Below are 17,813 nucleotides of genomic sequence, written 5' to 3' on the forward strand. Positions count from 1 at the left end.
AGACCCGCGTGACCCTTCACCCCGGAAGGAACGACCGTGACGGTTACGGAAGAAGTCACCCCCACCTCCCACTACGAGCGCATCGGTGGCGCGAGTTCGGTCAAGGCCGCCGTGGAGCTGTTCTACGACAAGGTGCTCGCCGACCCGGAGCTCGCCGGCTACTTCGTGCACGTGGACATGGTGGAGCAGCGACGGCACCTGGCGCTGATGCTGACCGTGGTGCTGGGCGGGCCGAACGAGTACGCCGGCCGGGGGCTGGCCGAGGCGCACCAGCCGCTGGGCATCCCGGCGGCGCACTACGCGAAGGTGGGTGAGCACCTGGCCGCGACGCTGACCGAGCTGGGGGTGCCGGCGGACATCATCGGCGACGTGCGGACCGTGCTGGGGCAGGTCCAGGACCAGGTGGTGTCCGCGGACGCCGGGGCGGGCGCCTGAGCGTGGACGCGGCACGGCTCAAGCTGAGCTGGTCCCAGGTCACCGCGCACGGCGACCAGGTGCCGCTCTACTTCTACTCGACGCTGTTCCTGGCGTATCCGGAGACCCGGCAGATGTTCCCCACGGGCATGGCCGGGCAGCGGGATCGGCTGGTCACCGCGCTGGGGCACATCGTGTCCCATGTGGACCAGGTGGACCGCCTGGTCGGGTTCCTCCAGGACCTCGGGGCCGACCACCGCAAGTTCGCGGTGCGGGCCGAGCACTATCCGGCGGTCGGCGAGGCGCTGCTGGCGACGTTGCGGCACTTCCTGGGTGAGGCGTGGACCGACGAGCTGGCCCAGGACTGGACGGACGCGTACGGGCTGGTGTCGCAGGTGATGATGGAGGCGGCGCAGGCCGCGGAGGCGGTGCACCCGCCGTGGTGGGTGGCGGAGATCCTCACCCACGAGCGGCGGGCGTTCGACGTGGCGGTGTTGACGGTGCGGCCGCAGTACCTGCTGCCGTTCACGCCGGGCCAGTCGATCGGGGTGTCCCATCCGGCGGTGCGGTCGTGGCGGTACTACTCGCCGGCGAACGCGCCGCGCGCCGACGGCACCCTGGAGCTGCACGTGCGGGCGGCGCCGGGTGGGGCGGTGTCGTCGCGGCTGGTCTACGGGTGCGCGGTGGGCGACCAGATTCACCTGGCGGCCCCGGTGGGGGACCGGTTGACGCTGTGGTCGGCCGGGTCGGGTGATCTGCTGCTGCTGGCCGGCGGCACCGGCTGGGCGCCGGTGAAGGCGCTGGTGGAGCAGGTCGCGGCGGAGGGGTCCGGGCGGACGGTGGACCTGTACGTGGGAGCCCGCTCGCGCAGCGAGTTCTACGACACCGACGCGATCGACAAGTTGGCGTCGTCGTACCCGTGGTTGTCGGTGACGTACGTGGCGGGTTCGGACGCGCGGCGGCCGGGGGAGTTCACGCACGTGGCGGACCGGGCGCTGGCCGACGGCGACTGGCGGTCCCGGCACGTGTACGTGTGCGGCTCCGACGAGATGGTCGGTCACTCGGTGGCGGCGTTGACCCGGGCCGGCTACCACGCCGGTCAGCTGCACCACGAGGGCTTCGGTAAGCAGTGGTACGGGCCGGCGTGGCGGACCGTGACCGCGCCTGACGATTCCGGAGGTGTCCGGTGAGCGCGACCCCGATCAGCAGGTACGACGGCGCGCAGGTCGCCGGCGGTGCGCAGGTGCGGATGACCGCCGACCGGGTGCGCCGCTGGGAGTTCGGCACCGCGTCGTTCGCCCGGCGCGGCTACGACCACGCCGACGTGGACCGGTTCCGGGTGCAGGTGGCCGACGAGTTGGATCTGCTGTCGACGCAGATCGCGCACCTGCGGGCGGAGAACGAACGGCTCACCGACCGGGTCGAGCTGCACCGGCACGGGGTGATTCCCAGCGCCGGCGCGGCGGCGACCGTGCCGGCGGCGAGGGAGGTCAACCTGCTGTCGGCGGCGCAGCGGGAGGCCGAGCAGATCATCGCGCAGGCCCACGACTACGCCCGGCGGGTCGCCGAGTACGCCCGGATGCAGTACGAGAGCTACCTGCGGGCGGCGGCGGAGGAGGCGAAGCTGGAGGCCGAGCGGGCGGTGGCGGAGTACCGCAGCAGCGCCGGCTCGAACTTCGACGACTCGGTGGCGGCGCGGGAGGCGTTGCGGATCTTCGGCGAGATGATGATCTCCCACATGCAGGCGGCGGCCCGGCACCTCGACGACGGCAGTGAGCAGCTGGCCCGGACGATGGACCGGATCGTCCGGGAGACCGCGGGCGCGGCGCCGGTGGGCGGCGGGCAGCCGCAGGTCGCCCTGCCCCGCCACCACCGCTGAGCCGGGGTCGGCCCGCCGTCCGCAACCGGCGGGCCGACCTCGCTCACCAGGGCAGCGGACGGCCGTCGCGGAAGAACCCGCCGGTGGGTCCGTCGTCGGGGATCCGCACCGCCCACAGCACGCTGGCGGCGCCCTCGGCGACGGTGCGGGGCGCGGCGGGTCCGCCCATGTCGGTGGCGACCCAGCCGGGGCAGACCGAGTTGACCAGGACGCCGTCGCCGGCGAGCTGCGCGGCGAGCAGCCGGGTCAGCGCGTTCAGCGCCGCCTTCGACATCGCGTACGCGGGGGCGGCGGCGCCCATGCCGGTCAGCGAGCCGCTCTCGCTGGAGACGTTGACGATCCGCCGACCGGGTGAGCGGTGGCGCATCAGCGGGGCGAGCGCCTGGGCGACTCGCCAGGCGCCGAGGGCGTTGACGTCGAGGGTGTCGCGGACCAGGTCGAGGTCCGCCGACAGCGGGTCCTGCCAGGTGTCGTAGGTGACGGCGGCGTTGTTGACCAGCACGTCGACGCGGCCGTGGTGCTGGCGCAGCCAGCCGGCGAAGCGGGTGACGCTGCCGGGGTCGGCGACGTCGAGTTCGGCCACGGTGACGTCGCCGGTCATGCCGCGGGCGGCGGCGCGCCCCCTGTCGACGTCGCGGACGCCCAGCACGGTGCGGTGGCCGTCGGCGGCGAGCCGGGCTGCGACCTCCCGGCCGATGCCCCGGTTGGCGCCGGTCACCACGGCGACCGGGCCCGTCTGGTCTCCCACGGTTGGGCAGTCTGGCACGCCGGGGCGGCGGTGTCAGCCGCTCGGCGGGAAGGCTCCGGGCCGGTAGCCGGGGACGGGGGGGAATTCACCTCCGGGTCCGCGCGCAGGGACCGGTCAGCCGGACCCCCCGGGTCCGTGCCCGGGAGCGGGTCAGCGGGCGGTGACCGCCCGGACGGCCTCGCCGATCGGGGTGTTCCCGCCGACGAGTTCCAGAGTCAGCCCGGTCGTGGCCGGGTCGTCGAGGAGGGCGAGCAGCACGTGGGCGACGTCGGCGCGGCTGACCGCGCCGGGTTCGACGTGCCGGTCCAGCCGGATCCGGCCGGCGGGTCCGTCGTCGGTGAGCCGGCCCGGGCGCAGCACGGTCACGTCGAGGTCCCGCCCGGTCACCTCCTCCTCGGCGGCCTTCTTGGCCTGCAGGTACGCCGCCCACACCTCGTCGGTGCCCGGCGCGGGCGGCTGCTCCACGCCCATCGAGGAGACCAGCAGGTAGCGGCGGACCCCGGCGCGGGCGGCGGCGTCGGCGAGCAGCACGGCGGCGGCCCGGTCGACGGTGTCCTTGCGGGCGGCGCCGCTGCCCGGGCCGGCGCCGGCGGCGAAGACCACCGCGTCGGCGCCGGTCAGGTGCCCGGCGACGGTGTCGACGTCGCTGTGTTCCAGGTCGCAGACGACCGGTTCCGCCCCGGCGGCGCGCAGCACCGCGGCGTGGTCGGGGTTGCGGATCAGGCCGACGGCGCTGTCACCGCGCCCGGCCAGGTCCCGTTCCAGCAGCTTGGCGATCTTGCCGTGGCCTCCGGCGATGACGACGCGCATGCCCCCAACCTAACCGCCGGGCCCGCCGCCCGCCGCGCTCCCGGGGAGGCCGGCCGGGGCCGGACCTGCGCAGGCGGTCACCCGCGCCGGTCGACCGCACGGTGATGAGGCCGGTACCCGCCCGCACGGGCGGCCGGTCGTCGTTGCCCGCCGCGTGAGGCAGCATGGACGGGTGACGGAGACGTTGGACGCGTTGGCCCGGCTGGTGGGCGCCGGTGAGGTCGTGGTGCTCAGCGGGGCCGGGTTGTCCACCGAGTCGGGAATCCCGGACTACCGGGGCCCCAGCGGCGTGGCCCGCCGGCACACCCCGATGACCTACCAGGCGTTCACCCGCGACCCCGACGCGCGGCGGCGCTACTGGGCGCGCAGCCACCTGGGCTGGCGCACCATCGCCCGGGCGGCGCCGAACGCCGGGCACCGGGCGGTGGCGCGGCTGCAACGCGCCGGCCTGGTCACCGACGTGATCACCCAGAACGTGGACGGGCTGCACACCGCCGCCGGCAGCGGCGCGGTGGTGGAGCTGCACGGCCGCCTCGACGAGGTGGTCTGCCTCGACTGCGGCAACCTGACCTCCCGGGAGGAGCTGGACCGGCGGCTGCGGGAGGCCAACCCGGGCTTCGACGCGCACGTCGCCGCGGTCAACCCCGACGGCGACGTGGAGCTGCCCGACGAGGCGGTGACCGGGTTCCGCACGGTCGACTGCGGCATCTGCGGCACCGGCATGCTCAAACCGGACGTGGTGTTCTTCGGCGAGGCCGTGCCCGCCGCCCGGGTCGCCGACTGCTTCTCCCGGGTCGAGCGGGCCCGCGCGCTGCTGGTGCTCGGCTCGTCGTTGACAGTGATGTCGGGCCGGCGGTTCGTCATCCGGGCGGCGAAGCTCGGCATCCCGGTGGCCATCGCCAACCAGGGCCCCACCCGCGGTGACGACTACGCGGCGTTGACCGTCGACGCGCCGCTGGGGCGGCTGCTGCCCGCGCTGGCCGACCGGCTGGGCGCCGGCCCCGCCGGGGACGCCACCTCGGGCGCGGTGCCGGCGGGAGCGGCCCCGGCCGCCCGCTGACCCCCACCGCACGCGCCGGCGGTCGCCGGCCCGGGCACGGGGCCGCCTCCAACCTGCCCATGAGGCTGCTCCGGGGGTACGACATCCGCCGGGAACACCGGCGCTGGTAGCGTTGACCATGCCGGTACCACCCACGCGGGAGAGACCGCCCAGCAGCACCGGGCGGCGCCGAAGGGGCAGATTCCTCCCCGGAACCTCTCAGGCAAAAGGACCTCGTGGGCAGGCGCTGTGGAGCGCTTCGCGCGTGACTCAGGGGGAGGCCGACCTGTCGACCTCGCCCCCACAAGGAGCGCAGCGAACATGACCGCTGAGCAGTTCGCCGACCGTCACATCGGCCCGGACCCGGACGACGAACGCCGCATGCTGGAGACCGTCGGCTACGACTCGGTCGACGAGCTGATGGACGCGGCGATCCCCGAGGTGATCCGCTGGCACGGCACCCTCGACCTGCCCGCCCCGGCCAGCGAGCGGGAGGCGATCGCCGAGCTGCGCGCCCTGGCCGCCCGCAACACCGTCGCCGTCTCGATGATCGGGCTGGGCTACCACGGCACCCACACCCCGGCGGTGATCCGCCGCAACGTGCTGGAGAGCCCGGCCTGGTACACCGCGTACACGCCGTACCAGCCGGAGATCAGCCAGGGCCGGCTGGAGGCGCTGCTGAACTTCCAGAGCATGGTGTCCGAGCTGACTGCGCTGCCAGTCGCGAACGCCTCCATGCTCGACGAGGGCACCGCCGCGGCCGAGGCGATGACCCTCGCCCGCCGCGCCGGCAGAAGCAAGAGCCCGGTGTACGTCGTCGACGCCGACACCCTGCCGCAGACGATCGCGGTGATCACCAGCCGGGCCGAACCGCTCGGCATCGACGTGCGGGTGCTCGACCTGGGCGTCGACGAGCTGCCGGCCGAGTTCTTCGGCCTGCACCTGCAGTACCCGGGCGCGTCCGGGGCGGTCCGCGACCACGCCGGACTGGTCGAGGCCGCGCATGCCGTCGGGGCGCTGGTCACCGTGGCCGCGGACCTGCTGGCCCTGACGCTGCTGCGCCCGCCGGGGGAGATCGGCGTCGACATCGCCGCCGGAACCACCCAGCGGTTCGGCGTACCGATGGGCTTCGGTGGGCCGCACGCCGGCTACCTGGCGGTACGGGCGGGCCTGGAGCGGATGCTGCCCGGCCGCCTGGTCGGGGTGTCCCGCGACGCGGACGGCAACCCCGCCTACCGGCTGGCGTTGCAGACCCGCGAGCAGCACATCCGGCGGGAGAAGGCGACCAGCAACATCTGCACCGCCCAGGTGCTGCTCGCGGTGATGGCCGGCATGTACGCCGTCTACCACGGCCCGGACGGGCTGCGGGCCATCGCCCGGCGCACCCACGACATGGCGGCGCGGCTCGCCGCCGGGTTGCGGGCTGTCGACGGCGTCGAGGTCGTGCACGACGCGTTCTTCGACACCGTCCTGGCGCGGGTCCCCGGCCGCGCCGAAGCGGTCGTCGCCGACGCCGCCGGGCGCGGGGTGAACCTGCGGCTGGTCGACGGCGACCACGTCGGCATCTCCTGCGACGAGACCACCACCGCGGCGCACCTGCGGAAGGTGTGGGACGCGTTCGGGGTGCCCGCCTTCGACGGCGCCGGCGGTGACGCGCTGCCGGACGATCTTCGTCGCAGCTCGGACTTCCTCACCCACCCGGTGTTCCGCAGCCACCACTCGGAGACGGCGATGCTGCGCTACCTGCGGCGGCTGTCGGACTTCGACTACGCCCTGGACCGGGGCATGATCCCGCTCGGGTCGTGCACCATGAAGCTCAACGCCACCACCGAGATGGAGGCGATCACCTGGCCGGAGTTCGCGCACCTGCACCCGTTCGCGCCGGAGTCGCAGACCGCCGGGTACCGGGAGCTGATCGGGCAGCTGGAGGCGTGGCTGGCGGAGGTGACCGGCTACGACGCGGTCAGCGTGCAGCCCAACGCCGGGTCGCAGGGTGAGCTGGCCGGGCTGCTGGCCATCCGGGCGTACCACCGGGACCGGGGCGAGGGGCACCGGGACGTGTGCCTGATCCCGTCGTCGGCGCACGGCACCAACGCGGCGTCCGCGGTGATGGCCGGCATGCGGGTGGTCGTGGTGGCCTGCGACGCCGACGGCAACGTCGACCTGGTCGACCTCGACGCGAAGATCGACAAGCATCGGAACGCCCTCGCCGCGATCATGGTGACGTACCCGTCCACGCACGGGGTGTACGAGACGGGCATCGCGCAGCTCTGCGCGAAGGTCCACGACGCCGGCGGCCAGGTGTACGTCGACGGGGCGAACCTCAACGCGCTGGTCGGATTCGCCAAGCCCGGCAAGTTCGGCGCGGACGTGTCGCACCTGAACCTGCACAAGACGTTCTGCATCCCGCACGGCGGCGGCGGCCCGGGCGTCGGCCCGGTGGCGGTCCGCGCGCACCTGGCGCCGTTCCTGCCCGGTGACCCGTCCGGCGCGCACGTCGACAGCCGGCCGGCGATCTCCGCGGCCCGGTACGGGTCGGCGGGGATCCTGCCGATCCCGTGGGCGTACCTGCGGATGATGGGCGCCGAGGGGCTGACCCGGGCGACCGGGGTGGCGGTGCTGGCCGCGAACTACGTGGCGGCCCGGCTGCGCAACCACTTCCCGGTGCTGTACGCCGGCAACAAGGGCCTGGTGGCGCACGAGTGCATCCTCGACCTGCGGCCGCTGACCAAGGCGACCGGGGTCAGCGTCGACGACGTGGCCAAGCGGCTCATCGACTACGGCTTCCACGCCCCGACGATGTCGTTCCCGGTGGCGGGGACGCTGATGGTGGAGCCGACCGAGAGCGAGGACCTGGCCGAGCTGGACCGGTTCTGCGACGCGATGATCGCCATCCGGGCGGAGATCGACAAGGTGGGCTCGGGGGAGTGGCCGGCGGGGGACAACCCCCTGGCGAACGCGCCGCACACCGCGGCGATGGTCTCCGGCGACGAGTGGTCGCACCCGTATCCGCGGTCGGTGGGCGCGTACCCCGGGACGGTCGACCGGATGGCGAAGTACTGGCCGCCGGTGCGGCGGATCGACGGGGCGTACGGCGACCGGAACCTGGTCTGCTCGTGCCCGTCGCCGGAGGCGTTCGAGAGCTGAGCCGGGCTGCGCCGGGGCGGTCGTCGTGCCGCCCCGGCCGGCGCGCCAACCTGGGGAGTGCGGTCCCCCCGCGGGGGACTAGCCTGGGTCGGCGGATACGCTCGGTTACGTTGAGTGATCAGTTAGGCGACGAGGGCGTGCCGGGCGGGACCGCGGTGAGGGGCGATGGTGCTGCCGTCGGGGAGCAGTTCACCGGTGTCCTCGAAGACGATGACACCGTTGCAGAGCAGGCTCCAGCCCTGTTCACGGAAGCAGGCGATGACCCTGGCGGCTTCACGGTCGGTCGCCTCGGCGGAGGGGCAGGTGGGTTGGTGCTGGCACATCGGGTTCTCCGGACTGTGGGGGCACTGTGTCATGGTTCACATGACCAGTGACGCACAGTACCAAGCGAAAGTGCGCGGTATCGAGCAGCCATCCGTCTTGTTCACGCGAAATCCACTGAACGGATGAGGAAGAATGAGCCAACCGGCGTGGAAGCGCTCCCACAGGCGCTGATCTCCGTGCCCGGAACGCCGGACGACTGCCGCGGCCGGCTCGTCGAGCGGGACCGGCTGGAATGGCGCTGCGGGGACGGCGGCGACCCGGCCGCGCTGGCGCAGGAGTTCCTCACCGGCCACGGCGTCGCCGTCGCCGACCTGGGCCGCCCGGCCCGCCACGACCCGGACGGGGTCTGCGGCGCCGCCCTGTACCTCTCCGCCGCCGCCGGTGCGCTGCTGGCCGGCGGCGCGCCCGCGGCGGCCACCCCCGTGCCGGCACTGCCCGACCTGGTGGTCGTCGTCTACACCCACACCGACCGGCACCGGCCGCCCGAGGCCCACCAGGCCGCCACGCCGGCCGCGGGGCTAGGCACGCTGGCCGGGCCGGCGACGGCCGCCCGGCGGCCCGACCCGGCGCAGCGGTGGTGGCTGGGGCGGTGGCGGGAGAGCTGGACCCCTGGCCAGCACGCCGACGCCGTCGAGGCGGTCCGCGCCGCCATCGGCCGGGGCGACGTCTACCAGGTCAACCTGGTCGGGCACGCCGCCGCGCCGTACGCCGGCGACCCGCTGCCCGCCCTGGCCCGACTCGGCGCGCTGCCCGGCGCCCGCTACGGCGGCACGCTGTCGGGCCTGGACTGGGCGATCGGCTGCGCCTCCCCGGAGACCCTGGTCGAGGTCGACGGCGGACGGCTGGTGACCCGGCCGATCAAGGGCACCCGACCGGCCACCGCGGCCGGCCGGCGGGAGCTGCTCGCCTCGGCCAAGGAACGCGCCGAGCACGTGATGATCGTCGACCTGGAGCGCAACGACCTGGCCCGGGTGGCCCGTACCGGTTCGGTGCGGGTCGACGAGCTGTTCGCCGTACGGCGGTGGTGCGATCTGTGGCAGGCGGAGTCGACGGTGTCGGCGGCGGCCGCCGACGGCCTGGGCCTGGCGGAGCTGCTGCGGGCGGTCTGCCCGGGCGGGTCGGTGACCGGGGCGCCGAAGCTCGCCGCGCTGGACCGGATCGCGGCCCTGGAGCCGGTCGGTCGGGGGGCCAGCATGGGCGCGTTCGGCTGGGTGGGTTCCGGCCGGATCGACCTGGGTCTGACCATCCGCACCGCCGCCGCGGACGCCGACCGGCTGCACGTGTGGGCCGGCGGCGGCATCACCTGGGGCAGCGACCCGGCGGCGGAGGTCGCCGAGGCGGCGGCGAAGGCCGCCCCGGTGCGCGCCCTGCTCGCCGCCGGCTGACCGGGCCACCGCCCCGGCCCGCGGGGCGCGGTCAGCGGTGCCGGAACTCGTCCAGGGCCGCCACGACGGTCTCGGTCATGCCGTGGCCGGTGCCGTGCCCGCCGCTCTCCACGATCTCCAGCCGGGCGTCGGGCCAGGCCCGGGTGAGCTGCCAGGCGATGTCCGGCGGGCCGCTGACGTCGAGCCGGCCCTGCACCAGCACGCCCGGGACGCCGGCGAGCTTGCCGGCGTCGCGCAGCAGCGACCCGTCCGGCATGAAGCCGCCGTTGGAGAAGTAGTGGGTGACCAGCCGGGCGAACCCCGTCCGGAACACCGGGTCGGCGTAGCGGGGGCTGGGCCGGTAGCCGCCGGCCAGGGAGACGTGCACGTCCTCCCAGGCGCACCAGTCGCGCGCCGCCCGGTCGCGCACCCCGGGGTCCGGGTCGGCGAGCAGCCGGGCGTACGCGGCGGACAGGTCGCCATCCCGGTCGGCCTCCGGCACCGCGTCGCGGAAGCGGGCCCATTCCTCCGGGAAGATCCGGCCCATGTCGCGGGTGACCCACTCGATCTCGCGGCGGGTGTTGGCCACCACGCTGAACAGCACCAGCGCGGCGACCCGCTCGGGGTGGCGCTGGGCGTACGCCAGGGCGAGCGAGGAGCCCCAGGACGCGCCGTGCAGCAGCCAGCGGTCGATCCCGAGGTGGACGCGCAGCCGCTCCATGTCGGCCAGCAGGTGGGGCGTGGTGTTGACCGACAGGTCCACGGCCGGGTCGCTGGCGTGCGGGGTGCTGCGTCCGCAGCCGCGCTGGTCGAACAGGACGACCCGGTAGGCGGCCGGGTCGAACATCCGGCGCCAGCCGGGGGTGGCGCCGGAGCCGGGCCCGCCGTGCACGACCAGCGCGGGGCGGCCGTCGGGGTTGCCACAGGTCTCCCAGTACACGCGCTGGCCGTCGCCGACGTCGAGCATGCCGTGGGCGTACGGCTCGATCGGTGGATACATCCCGGTTCCCTCCCACGGACCAGATACAACAGCGCTGTTACATTAGCGGACGTGACCGCAACCCCCGACCGCGAGGCGCTGGGCACCCTGCTGCGCCACGTGCTGGAGCTGCTCGACGGCGACGTCGCCGCCGTCTACGCCGACCTGGGCCTGACCGACTACCGGCCGCGCTTCTCACCGCTGGTGCGGGTGCTGGTGGCCGACGGCCCCCTCGCCATCCGTGACCTCGCCGCCCGGGTCGGGGTCACCCACTCCGCGGCCAGCCAGACCGTGGCCCAGATGAGCCGCGCCGGACTGGTCACCCTCGCCCCCGGCGCGGACGCCCGGCAGCGCATCGTCACGCTCACCGACCGGGCGTACGCGCTGCTGCCGGCGGTCGAGGCCGAGTGGGCGGCCACCACCACCGCGATGCGGCACCTCGACGTCGAGCTGCCGGTGCCCCTGGCCGACGAGCTGTACGCGGTCCTCGCCGCGCTGCGCCGCCGGCCGCTGCGCGACCGGATCGCCGACACCGGCCTGGCCCCCGCGCCGGGGAGCCGGGCGCGGCCGCACGGTGCGGGGTGACGGCCGGCCGGCGTCGCCGCCGGTAGGGTCCGGTGGTGACCACCGAGTACAGCGGCACCGGCGACCCCGCCCGCAGCCTCGCCCTGCTCTGGCGCACCGGGGAGAAGACCAGCCGCAGGGGCGGCGACCTGAGCGTGGACCGGATCGTCCGGGCGGCCATCGAGGTCGCCGACGCCGAAGGGCTGGCCGCCCTGTCGATGCGCCGGGTCGCCGAACGGCTCGGGGTGGGCACGATGTCGCTCTACACGCACGTGCCGGGCAAGGGCGAGCTGCTCGACGTCATGCTCGACACCGTCCACGGCGAGACCGCCCGGCCCGAGGACGTCCCCGGCGGCTGGCGGGGCCGGCTGGAGCAGATCGCCCGGGAGAACTGGGCGCTGTACCTGCGCCATCCGTGGCTGCTCCAGGTCGCCACCACCCGCCCACCGCTGGGCCCGAACCTGATCGCCAAGTACGAGTACGAGCTGCACGCGGTCGACGGCATCGGCCTGACCGACCTGGAGATGGACGCCGTGGTCACCCTCGTCGACGGCTACGTCCACGGCGCGGTACGCGGCGCGGTGGAGGCCGCCCAGGCCGCCCAGCGCACCGGCCTGACCGAACAGCAGTGGTGGCACGCCCACGCCCCGTACCTGGAGAAGGCGCTGGACCCGCGCCGGTTCCCGCTCGCCGCGCGGGTCGGCACCGCCGCGGGGCAGGAGTACCAGGCCGCCGCCGACCCGGCCCGGGCCTTCAAGTTCGGCCTGGCGCGGGTCCTCGACGGCATCGAGGTCCTCGTCCGGGACCGTCCGACCGCCCGCTGACCGGGAGTCGCATCAGCTCCGAGGCCCGACGCGGATGCCGCTGGCCCCCGGGTTGCCACAGGTCCGCCGGTAGACGCGGTCATGCCGTGGTCCTGATTGTCATCGAGGATCCGCACTCCGACGACGGGACGGGAAGTTGCTCGGTCGTGCCCTTGACGCCCAGGGATGATCTTTAGCGGCCATGCCGTAGCGGACGCGACGTCTTTCGCCCAAATGGTATCTTGCTCGTGATTCGGACAGACTCGCTACTTCCTGGCATTGCCCCCACGAACCAGTGAGCCCGGATTCTTCGGCGCAAAGGAGGCTCGCCGGTGGTGGTAGCCGCACGTCCCGCGGTCAGCTCGGCATCCGCCCACCCGCTACGCCCCACGGTCGGCGGGAAGTTCCTGTCCGTGGGCGACCAGCGGCTGTACATCCGCGGCGTGACCTACGGGACATTTCGGCCACGCAACGGCGACTGCGAGTTCCCCGTGCCCCAGGTGCTCGAGACGGACTTCGCGGCCATGGTCGACAACGGCATCAACGCCGTCCGCACGTACACCGTCCCACCCCGGTGGGTGCTGGACGCGGCGGCCGCCCAGGGCCTACGGGTCATGGTCGGGTTGCCCTGGGAGCAGCACCTGACCTTCCTCGACGATCGGCGCCGCGCCCATTCGATCGAGAAGAGTGTGCGCGCGGGGGTCCGCGCCTGCGCCGGCCATCCCGCGGTGCTCTGCTACACCATCGGCAATGAGATCCCGGCCTCGATCGTGCGCTGGCACGGCCGTCGCCGGGTGGAGCGGTTTCTGGAACGCCTTCACCGGGCAGCGAAACAGGAGGACCCGCAGGGACTCGTCACCTACGTCAACTTCCCGTCCACCGAATACCTCGAACTGCCCTTTCTCGACCTGGTCACGTTCAACGTGTACCTCGAATCCCAGCAGCCGCTGGAGGCCTACCTCGCCCGGCTGCAGAACCTGGCCGGCGACCGTCCGCTGGTGATGGCGGAGGTCGGGTTCGACAGCCGCCGCCACGGCACGGAGGAGCAGGCGCGCGTGCTGCGCTGGCAGATCGAGACGGCGGCGGCCGCGGGCTGCGCGGGCGCGTTCGTGTTCGCGTGGACCGACGAGTGGCACCGCGGCGGCCACGACATTGACGACTGGGACTTCGGCCTCACCACGCGCGACCGCCAGCCCAAGCCGGCGCTAAGTGCGGTGCGCGCGGCGTTCACGACGCTGCCGCCCAGAGCGGCAGGGGACTGGCCCCGGATCTCGGTCGTCGTGTGCACCTACAACGGCGAGCCCACGCTGCGGGACTGCCTGGACGGACTGCTGAAACTCGACTACCCCGACTACGAGGTCATCGTCGTCAACGACGGCTCCACCGACGCCACGGCGGCCATCGCCGCCGAATACCCCTGTCGGGTGATCAGCACCGAGAACCGCGGCCTCAGCGCGGCGAGGAACACGGGCATGCGGGCGGCGACCGGCGAGATCGTCGCCTACACCGACGACGATGCCCGCCCCGATCCGGACTGGCTGACCCAGCTCGCGCTCACCTTCCTGAGCACCGACCACGCCGGCGTCGGGGGTCCGAACATCCCGCCCCCCGGCGACGGTTCGGTGGCCGAGTGCGTGGCGAACGCCCCCGGCGGCCCGATCCACGTGCTGATCTCCGACCGGGAAGCCGAGCACATTCCGGGCTGCAACATGGCGTTCCGAAAGCGCTGCCTGGAGGCGATCGGGGGTTTCGACGTGCAGTTCCGTACCGCCGGCGACGACGTCGACGTCTGCTGGCGGCTCCAGGACCAGGGGTGGAGTCTGGGCTTCAACCCCGCCGCCGTGGTCTGGCACCACCGTCGCAACTCGCTACGCGCCTACTGGCGACAGCAGCGCGGGTACGGGCGGGCGGAGGCGCTCCTCGAGCGCAAGTGGCCCGAGAAGTACAACGGCCCGGGCCACCTCTCGTGGCGGGGGCGCCTCTACGGCCTCGGCCTGCTGCACACCGCGCTGCCCGTACGCTGGCGGGTCTACCACGGCACCTGGGGCGGCGGCCTGTTCCAGCGGCTCTACCGCCCGGCGGACGGGATCCTCGCGTCGCTGCCGCTGATGCCGGAGTGGAATCTGGTGCTGGCCGCGCTGGCCGCACTGGCCGCGTTGGGCGTCGTCTGGCCGCCGCTGTTGCTCGCGCTGCCCGTACTCGGGGTGGGCCTGGCGTCGCTCATGGCGCAGGCCGTCCGCGGGGCCGCGCGGGCGCGCTTCCCCACCCCGCCGCGCTCGCACCGGGCCGCGGCGGGCCTGCGCGCCCTCACCGCCGCCCTGTATCTCGCCCAGCCGCTGGCCCGGCTGTCGGGACGCCTCGCGCACGGTCTCACGCCTTGGCGCCGGCGCGGCGGCGATCGCGTCGCCCTGCCGCGAACGACGGTGCTCGCGCTGTGGAGCGAGCGCTGGTGGCCGGCAGCGGAGTGGCTGGAATGGGTCGAGGAGCGGTTGCGGTGCGCCGGCGCCGTCTTCCGTCGCGGCGGTGATTTCGACCGGTGGGAGCTGCACATACGCGGCGGCCTGCTCGGCGCGGCAAGGGTCCGGATGGCGGTGGAGGAGCACGGGGCCGGTCGCCAGCTGGCCCGCTACCGGGTGTGGCCGCGCTGTTCCGGGCTGGCAACGGTTCTGCTCACCGGGTTCGGGTCCCTTGCCGCGGCGGCCGCAGTCGATGGCGCGGCTGTCGCCGCGGCCGCGCTGGCGGCCGTGTTCGGCGCGGTCGTGCTCCGCCTGGCAATCGAGTGCGGATCGGCGACGGTCAGCGCGATGCGAGCGATCGGCGTGCCTGGCGAGCCCGGTCCGGACCATGCCGCCGCCTCTCGTAGCCGCGTCGTCCGGGCTGGGGAAGACGCACGATGACGCGAACGCCCCTGGACGGCACGGGGAAGGACGGCCGCGACCTGGGAGCTCGGCTGCGAGACGGCCCGCCGTTCGTCATCGAGCCGGCGACAGCCGAGTTCCGGGATCAACCGGTGCGGGAAAACGCGGTTGCCGAGCATCGACTCGCCCGGCGCCTCGCCCGGGAATTGCGGCCTTACTGGCTGCGGATACTGGGGCTGTTGGTACTCAGCATGCTCGCGACGCCGCTGGCACTACTCACACCGGTTCCGCTCAAGATCGTTATCGACAGCGTGCTGGGCGCGCATCCCCCGCCGCCGGCGCTCGACCGCATCCTGCCGGCGGTGTCCGACGCGACCCTCGTGATCGCGGCCGCGCTCTTCTTCGTGGCCGTCGCGCTGCTCACCCAGCTCTTGGACCTCGCCACCACCGTCCTGCGGACCTTCGTGGGCGAGCGCGTGCTGCTCGACCTTCGCACGCGCCTGTTCCGGCACGTGCAGCGGCTGTCCGTGTCATACCACGACCTGAGGGGCACGACCGACTCGACCTACCGCATCCAGTACGACGCCACGGCCACGCAGCAGATCGCGGTGGACACGATCCCGTCGTTCATCACGGCGGTGTTCACTCTCGGCGCCATGCTCTACGTCACGGCGAAGATCGACTGGCAGCTCGCGGTCGTCGCCCTGGGTATCTCTCCGGTGCTCCTGTTGGCGTCATGGCGCTACCGGCGTCAGCTCCGCAAGCAGTCCCGCCAAGTGAAGAAGCTGGAGAGCGGCGCCATGTCTGTGGTTCAGGAGGCTCTCTCGGCGGTGCGGGTCGTGCAGGCCTTCGGGCGAGAGGAACACGAGGAGCAGCGCTTTGTCCGTCGCTTCCACGAGGGGATGTGGGCACGTATCCGCTACACCCTCGCCACGAGTCGCTACTCACTGGTAATGGGGTTGACCACGGCGGTCGGTACCGCCGGGGTTCTCTACATCGGAACGCGAAGCGTCCAGACGGGGAGGATCACTCTTGGTGACCTCGTGCTGGTCATGACGTACGTGTCGCAGCTCTACGCGCCACTCAAGACCATGAGCAGGAAAGCCGGCTCGCTGCAGGGCTACCTGGCCAGCGCCGAGCGTGCCTTCGCACTGCTCCACAAGGAGCCCGACGTGAAGGAGCGGCCGGAAGCGCGCCCGCTTCCTCGCGCGGGTGGAGAGATCGTCTTTCACGATGTCTCCTTCGCCTACGACGGCCAGCGGCCCGTCCTCAGGGACGTCTCCCTCCGTGTGGGAGCAGGTACCCGCGTCGGGGTCGCCGGCGCGACGGGCGCCGGCAAGACGACGCTCGTGAGCCTCCTCAACCGCTTTTACGACCCGACCGAGGGGCGCATCCTCCTCGACGGGGTCGACCTGCGTGAGTATCGGCTCGCTGACCTGCGGAACCAGTTCGCGATCGTGCTCCAGGAGCCGTTGCTGTTCGCCACGAGCGTCGCCGAGAACATCGCCTACGCGCGTCCCGACGCCGGTCGGGAGGAGATCGTCGCCGCCGCCCGAGCCGCCGGAGTCCACGACTTCATCGCGGGTCTCCCCGATGGCTACGACACCCGGGTCGGGGAGCGCGGTACGCGGCTGTCGGGAGGGGAACGCCAGCGGATCTCGCTCGCGAGGGCGTTCCTGAAGGACGCGCCGGTGCTGATCCTGGATGAGCCCACGAGTTCCGTCGACGTACATACCGAGGCGGCGATCATGGACACGATGTACCGGCTCATGGAGGGCCGGACGACGTTCATGATCGCGCACCGGTTGAGCACCCTCGACGGGTGCGACGAGCGGATCGAGGTCGCTTCGGGCCGCGTGACGAGAATGAGTGAGGGAGTGCGCCCCGATGCCTAAGGTGCGCAAGGCGCCTGACCCGGCGCTGGTCGAGGAGCTGGTCGATGCCTGGACCAGCCTCGGGCGCAGCCACCGGAAACCGGAGCGGATCGACGTGCTGAAGAAGCGCCAGAAGCAGCCGAACGTGTGCCGCCTGGTGGGCGGCGCCCCGGCCGGCGGCGACATCATCGCCAAGCGCTCATCCAGCGGCGCCGTGGAGCCGGTCCTCTACGAGCATGTCCTCGCCGCGCTGCCCGGCACCCCGCGCTGCCACGGGATTGCTCCGGGCCGCGACGGTCGCCGTTGGACCTTCCTTGAGCACGTCGATGGCGAGCGGTACGCGGCAGGCCTCGCCGAACATCGGGCCGTCATCGCGCGTTGGCTCGGTGACGTCTACTCCATCACTTCGGACATGCCACTCGACCAGCTGCTGCCCGGGCACGATGCAGGGTATTACCGGAATCAACTGCGCAAAGCGCGTGATGCGATTTCCGCAGCGGCAGTTATCGCCATGATCGACAAAGACGGTCGGTCTCGCCTCCGGACTGCCGTCCACCACTGCGATTCCCTGGATCGTCAATGGGACGCGGTCGAATGGCTGATCGAGGACGTCCGGCCGGGCCTTGTCCACGGCGACCTGCAATCGAAAAATATCAGGATTCACGATCGCGGCGGAAGTCTTCGACTCATTGCCTTCGACTGGGAGTTCGCCGGATTCGGCGTGCCCGCCGCAGATTTTGCCGAGTTCGCGGTGGAAGGGCGATGGCGGGAACTGTCCGGGATCCTGGACCAGATGGGGTTCACGTACGGGTCACCCGCTGACCGGCTCCGGCGGCTCGCGACGGCCGGCCGAATTTTCGGCCTGATCACGTGGCTCGAGTGGGCGAGCAGGGGCGTCTCGCCGCGCGACCTAGGCAAAATCGCCATCTACAACCTCATGTTGCCCGAATGCCTACGTTCGCTGAACGCAGAGGCCTAGCGCGGAAGAACCGACGCCGTGAGGTGCCGGC

15 protein-coding genes and 1 riboswitch are annotated in these 17,813 nt (G+C 73.1%); of the genes, 11 read left to right on the plus strand and 4 right to left on the minus strand.

The annotated features are described in order from the left end of the window. Positions 1-36: 36 nt before the first annotated feature. Genes EV384_RS21525 through EV384_RS36815 form a run of 3 tightly spaced genes read left to right on the plus strand, consistent with a single transcriptional unit; the run spans position 37 to position 2,293 of the window. A complete protein-coding gene (locus EV384_RS21525) occupies positions 37-435 on the plus strand; it encodes a group I truncated hemoglobin (RefSeq protein ID WP_130336012.1) in 399 nt (132 codons plus the stop codon). A gap of 2 nt (positions 436-437) precedes the next feature. Next, positions 438-1,604, plus strand: a complete 1,167-nt coding sequence (locus EV384_RS21530; RefSeq protein ID WP_130336014.1) for a globin domain-containing protein — start codon at positions 438-440, stop codon at positions 1,602-1,604. Beyond that, entirely contained in the window at positions 1,601-2,293 is a 693-nt protein-coding gene (locus tag EV384_RS36815) for a DivIVA domain-containing protein (protein WP_130336016.1), read from the plus strand. The genes EV384_RS21530 and EV384_RS36815 overlap by 4 nt, the downstream gene beginning before the upstream one ends. A 43-nt stretch (positions 2,294-2,336) precedes the next feature. Here the strand turns inward: EV384_RS36815 and EV384_RS21540 are convergent, their stop codons facing one another. Continuing rightward, positions 2,337-3,041 carry an SDR family NAD(P)-dependent oxidoreductase gene (locus EV384_RS21540; protein ID WP_130336018.1) on the minus strand — a complete coding sequence of 235 codons (705 nt, stop codon included), beginning with the start codon at positions 3,039-3,041 and terminating at the stop codon, positions 2,337-2,339. Between the two features lie 150 nt (positions 3,042-3,191). After that, positions 3,192-3,851 carry an NAD(P)H-binding protein gene (locus tag EV384_RS21545; RefSeq protein ID WP_130336020.1) on the minus strand — a complete coding sequence of 220 codons (660 nt, stop codon included), beginning with the start codon at positions 3,849-3,851 and terminating at the stop codon, positions 3,192-3,194. Between the two features lie 172 nt (positions 3,852-4,023). Here EV384_RS21545 and EV384_RS21550 point away from each other — a divergent pair, with 172 nt between their 5' ends. Continuing rightward, positions 4,024-4,911, plus strand: coding sequence for an NAD-dependent protein deacetylase (locus EV384_RS21550; RefSeq protein WP_130336022.1), 888 nt, complete (start codon positions 4,024-4,026; stop codon positions 4,909-4,911). 126 nt (positions 4,912-5,037) lie between these two features. Further along, a riboswitch (glycine riboswitch) is annotated at positions 5,038-5,135 on the plus strand. A 76-nt stretch (positions 5,136-5,211) separates the two neighbouring features. Continuing rightward, positions 5,212-8,037, plus strand: coding sequence for an aminomethyl-transferring glycine dehydrogenase (gene gcvP, locus EV384_RS21555; RefSeq protein WP_130336024.1), 2,826 nt, complete (start codon positions 5,212-5,214; stop codon positions 8,035-8,037). A gap of 122 nt (positions 8,038-8,159) precedes the next feature. On the opposite strand, the gene EV384_RS21560 is transcribed toward gcvP, so the two are convergent. Further along, complete coding sequence (locus EV384_RS21560) at positions 8,160-8,360, minus strand: DUF5999 family protein (RefSeq protein WP_088962150.1); 201 nt, start codon at positions 8,358-8,360, stop codon at positions 8,160-8,162. Between the two features lie 123 nt (positions 8,361-8,483). Here EV384_RS21560 and EV384_RS21565 point away from each other — a divergent pair, with 123 nt between their 5' ends. Further along, a complete protein-coding gene (locus EV384_RS21565; protein ID WP_130336026.1) occupies positions 8,484-9,746 on the plus strand; it encodes a chorismate-binding protein in 1,263 nt (420 codons plus the stop codon). A 31-nt stretch (positions 9,747-9,777) separates the two neighbouring features. Here the strand turns inward: EV384_RS21565 and pip are convergent, their stop codons facing one another. After that, a complete protein-coding gene (pip, locus tag EV384_RS21570; protein WP_130336028.1) occupies positions 9,778-10,725 on the minus strand; it encodes a prolyl aminopeptidase in 948 nt (315 codons plus the stop codon). Between the two features lie 51 nt (positions 10,726-10,776). Between pip and EV384_RS21575 the strand changes: the two genes are divergently transcribed. From EV384_RS21575 to EV384_RS21595, 5 genes are all read left to right on the plus strand, one after another. Beyond that, positions 10,777-11,289 (plus strand): MarR family winged helix-turn-helix transcriptional regulator, encoded by a 513-nt coding sequence (locus EV384_RS21575; RefSeq protein ID WP_207232397.1) that lies wholly within the window; start codon positions 10,777-10,779, stop codon positions 11,287-11,289. Positions 11,290-11,324: 35 nt separating this feature from the next. Beyond that, the gene (locus EV384_RS21580; RefSeq protein WP_130336030.1) at positions 11,325-12,092 is read left to right on the plus strand and encodes a TetR/AcrR family transcriptional regulator; all 768 of its coding nucleotides are present in this window, start codon (positions 11,325-11,327) and stop codon (positions 12,090-12,092) included. Between the two features lie 311 nt (positions 12,093-12,403). Then, entirely contained in the window at positions 12,404-14,968 is a 2,565-nt protein-coding gene (locus EV384_RS21585) for a glycosyltransferase (RefSeq protein WP_130336032.1), read from the plus strand. Beyond that, the gene (locus EV384_RS21590) at positions 14,965-16,824 is read left to right on the plus strand and encodes an ABC transporter ATP-binding protein (RefSeq protein ID WP_130336034.1); all 1,860 of its coding nucleotides are present in this window, start codon (positions 14,965-14,967) and stop codon (positions 16,822-16,824) included. The genes EV384_RS21585 and EV384_RS21590 overlap by 4 nt, the downstream gene beginning before the upstream one ends. Next, positions 16,817-17,782 (plus strand): phosphotransferase, encoded by a 966-nt coding sequence (locus tag EV384_RS21595; RefSeq protein WP_130336036.1) that lies wholly within the window; start codon positions 16,817-16,819, stop codon positions 17,780-17,782. Before EV384_RS21590 ends, EV384_RS21595 begins: the two co-directional genes overlap by 8 nt. The last annotated feature ends 31 nt before the right edge of the window (positions 17,783-17,813 follow it).

It is taken from the genome of Micromonospora kangleipakensis (assembly GCF_004217615.1).
Lineage (GTDB): Bacteria > Actinomycetota > Actinomycetes > Mycobacteriales > Micromonosporaceae > Micromonospora > Micromonospora kangleipakensis.

What these genes read in the sequence shown, in the direction of transcription:
- EV384_RS21590 (WP_130336034.1), top strand. Translation starts at nt 14,965, where the DNA reads ATGACGCGAACGCCCCTGGACGGCACGGGGAAGGACGGCCGCGACCTG.
- EV384_RS21595 (WP_130336036.1), top strand. Translation starts at nt 16,817, where the DNA reads ATGCCTAAGGTGCGCAAGGCGCCTGACCCGGCGCTGGTCGAGGAGCTG.
- EV384_RS21565 (WP_130336026.1), top strand. Translation starts at nt 8,484, where the DNA reads ATGAGGAAGAATGAGCCAACCGGCGTGGAAGCGCTCCCACAGGCGCTG.
- EV384_RS21545 (WP_130336020.1), bottom strand. Translation starts at nt 3,851, where the DNA reads ATGCGCGTCGTCATCGCCGGAGGCCACGGCAAGATCGCCAAGCTGCTG.
- gcvP (WP_130336024.1), top strand. Translation starts at nt 5,212, where the DNA reads ATGACCGCTGAGCAGTTCGCCGACCGTCACATCGGCCCGGACCCGGAC.
- EV384_RS21560 (WP_088962150.1), bottom strand. Translation starts at nt 8,360, where the DNA reads ATGTGCCAGCACCAACCCACCTGCCCCTCCGCCGAGGCGACCGACCGT.
- pip (WP_130336028.1), bottom strand. Translation starts at nt 10,725, where the DNA reads ATGTATCCACCGATCGAGCCGTACGCCCACGGCATGCTCGACGTCGGC.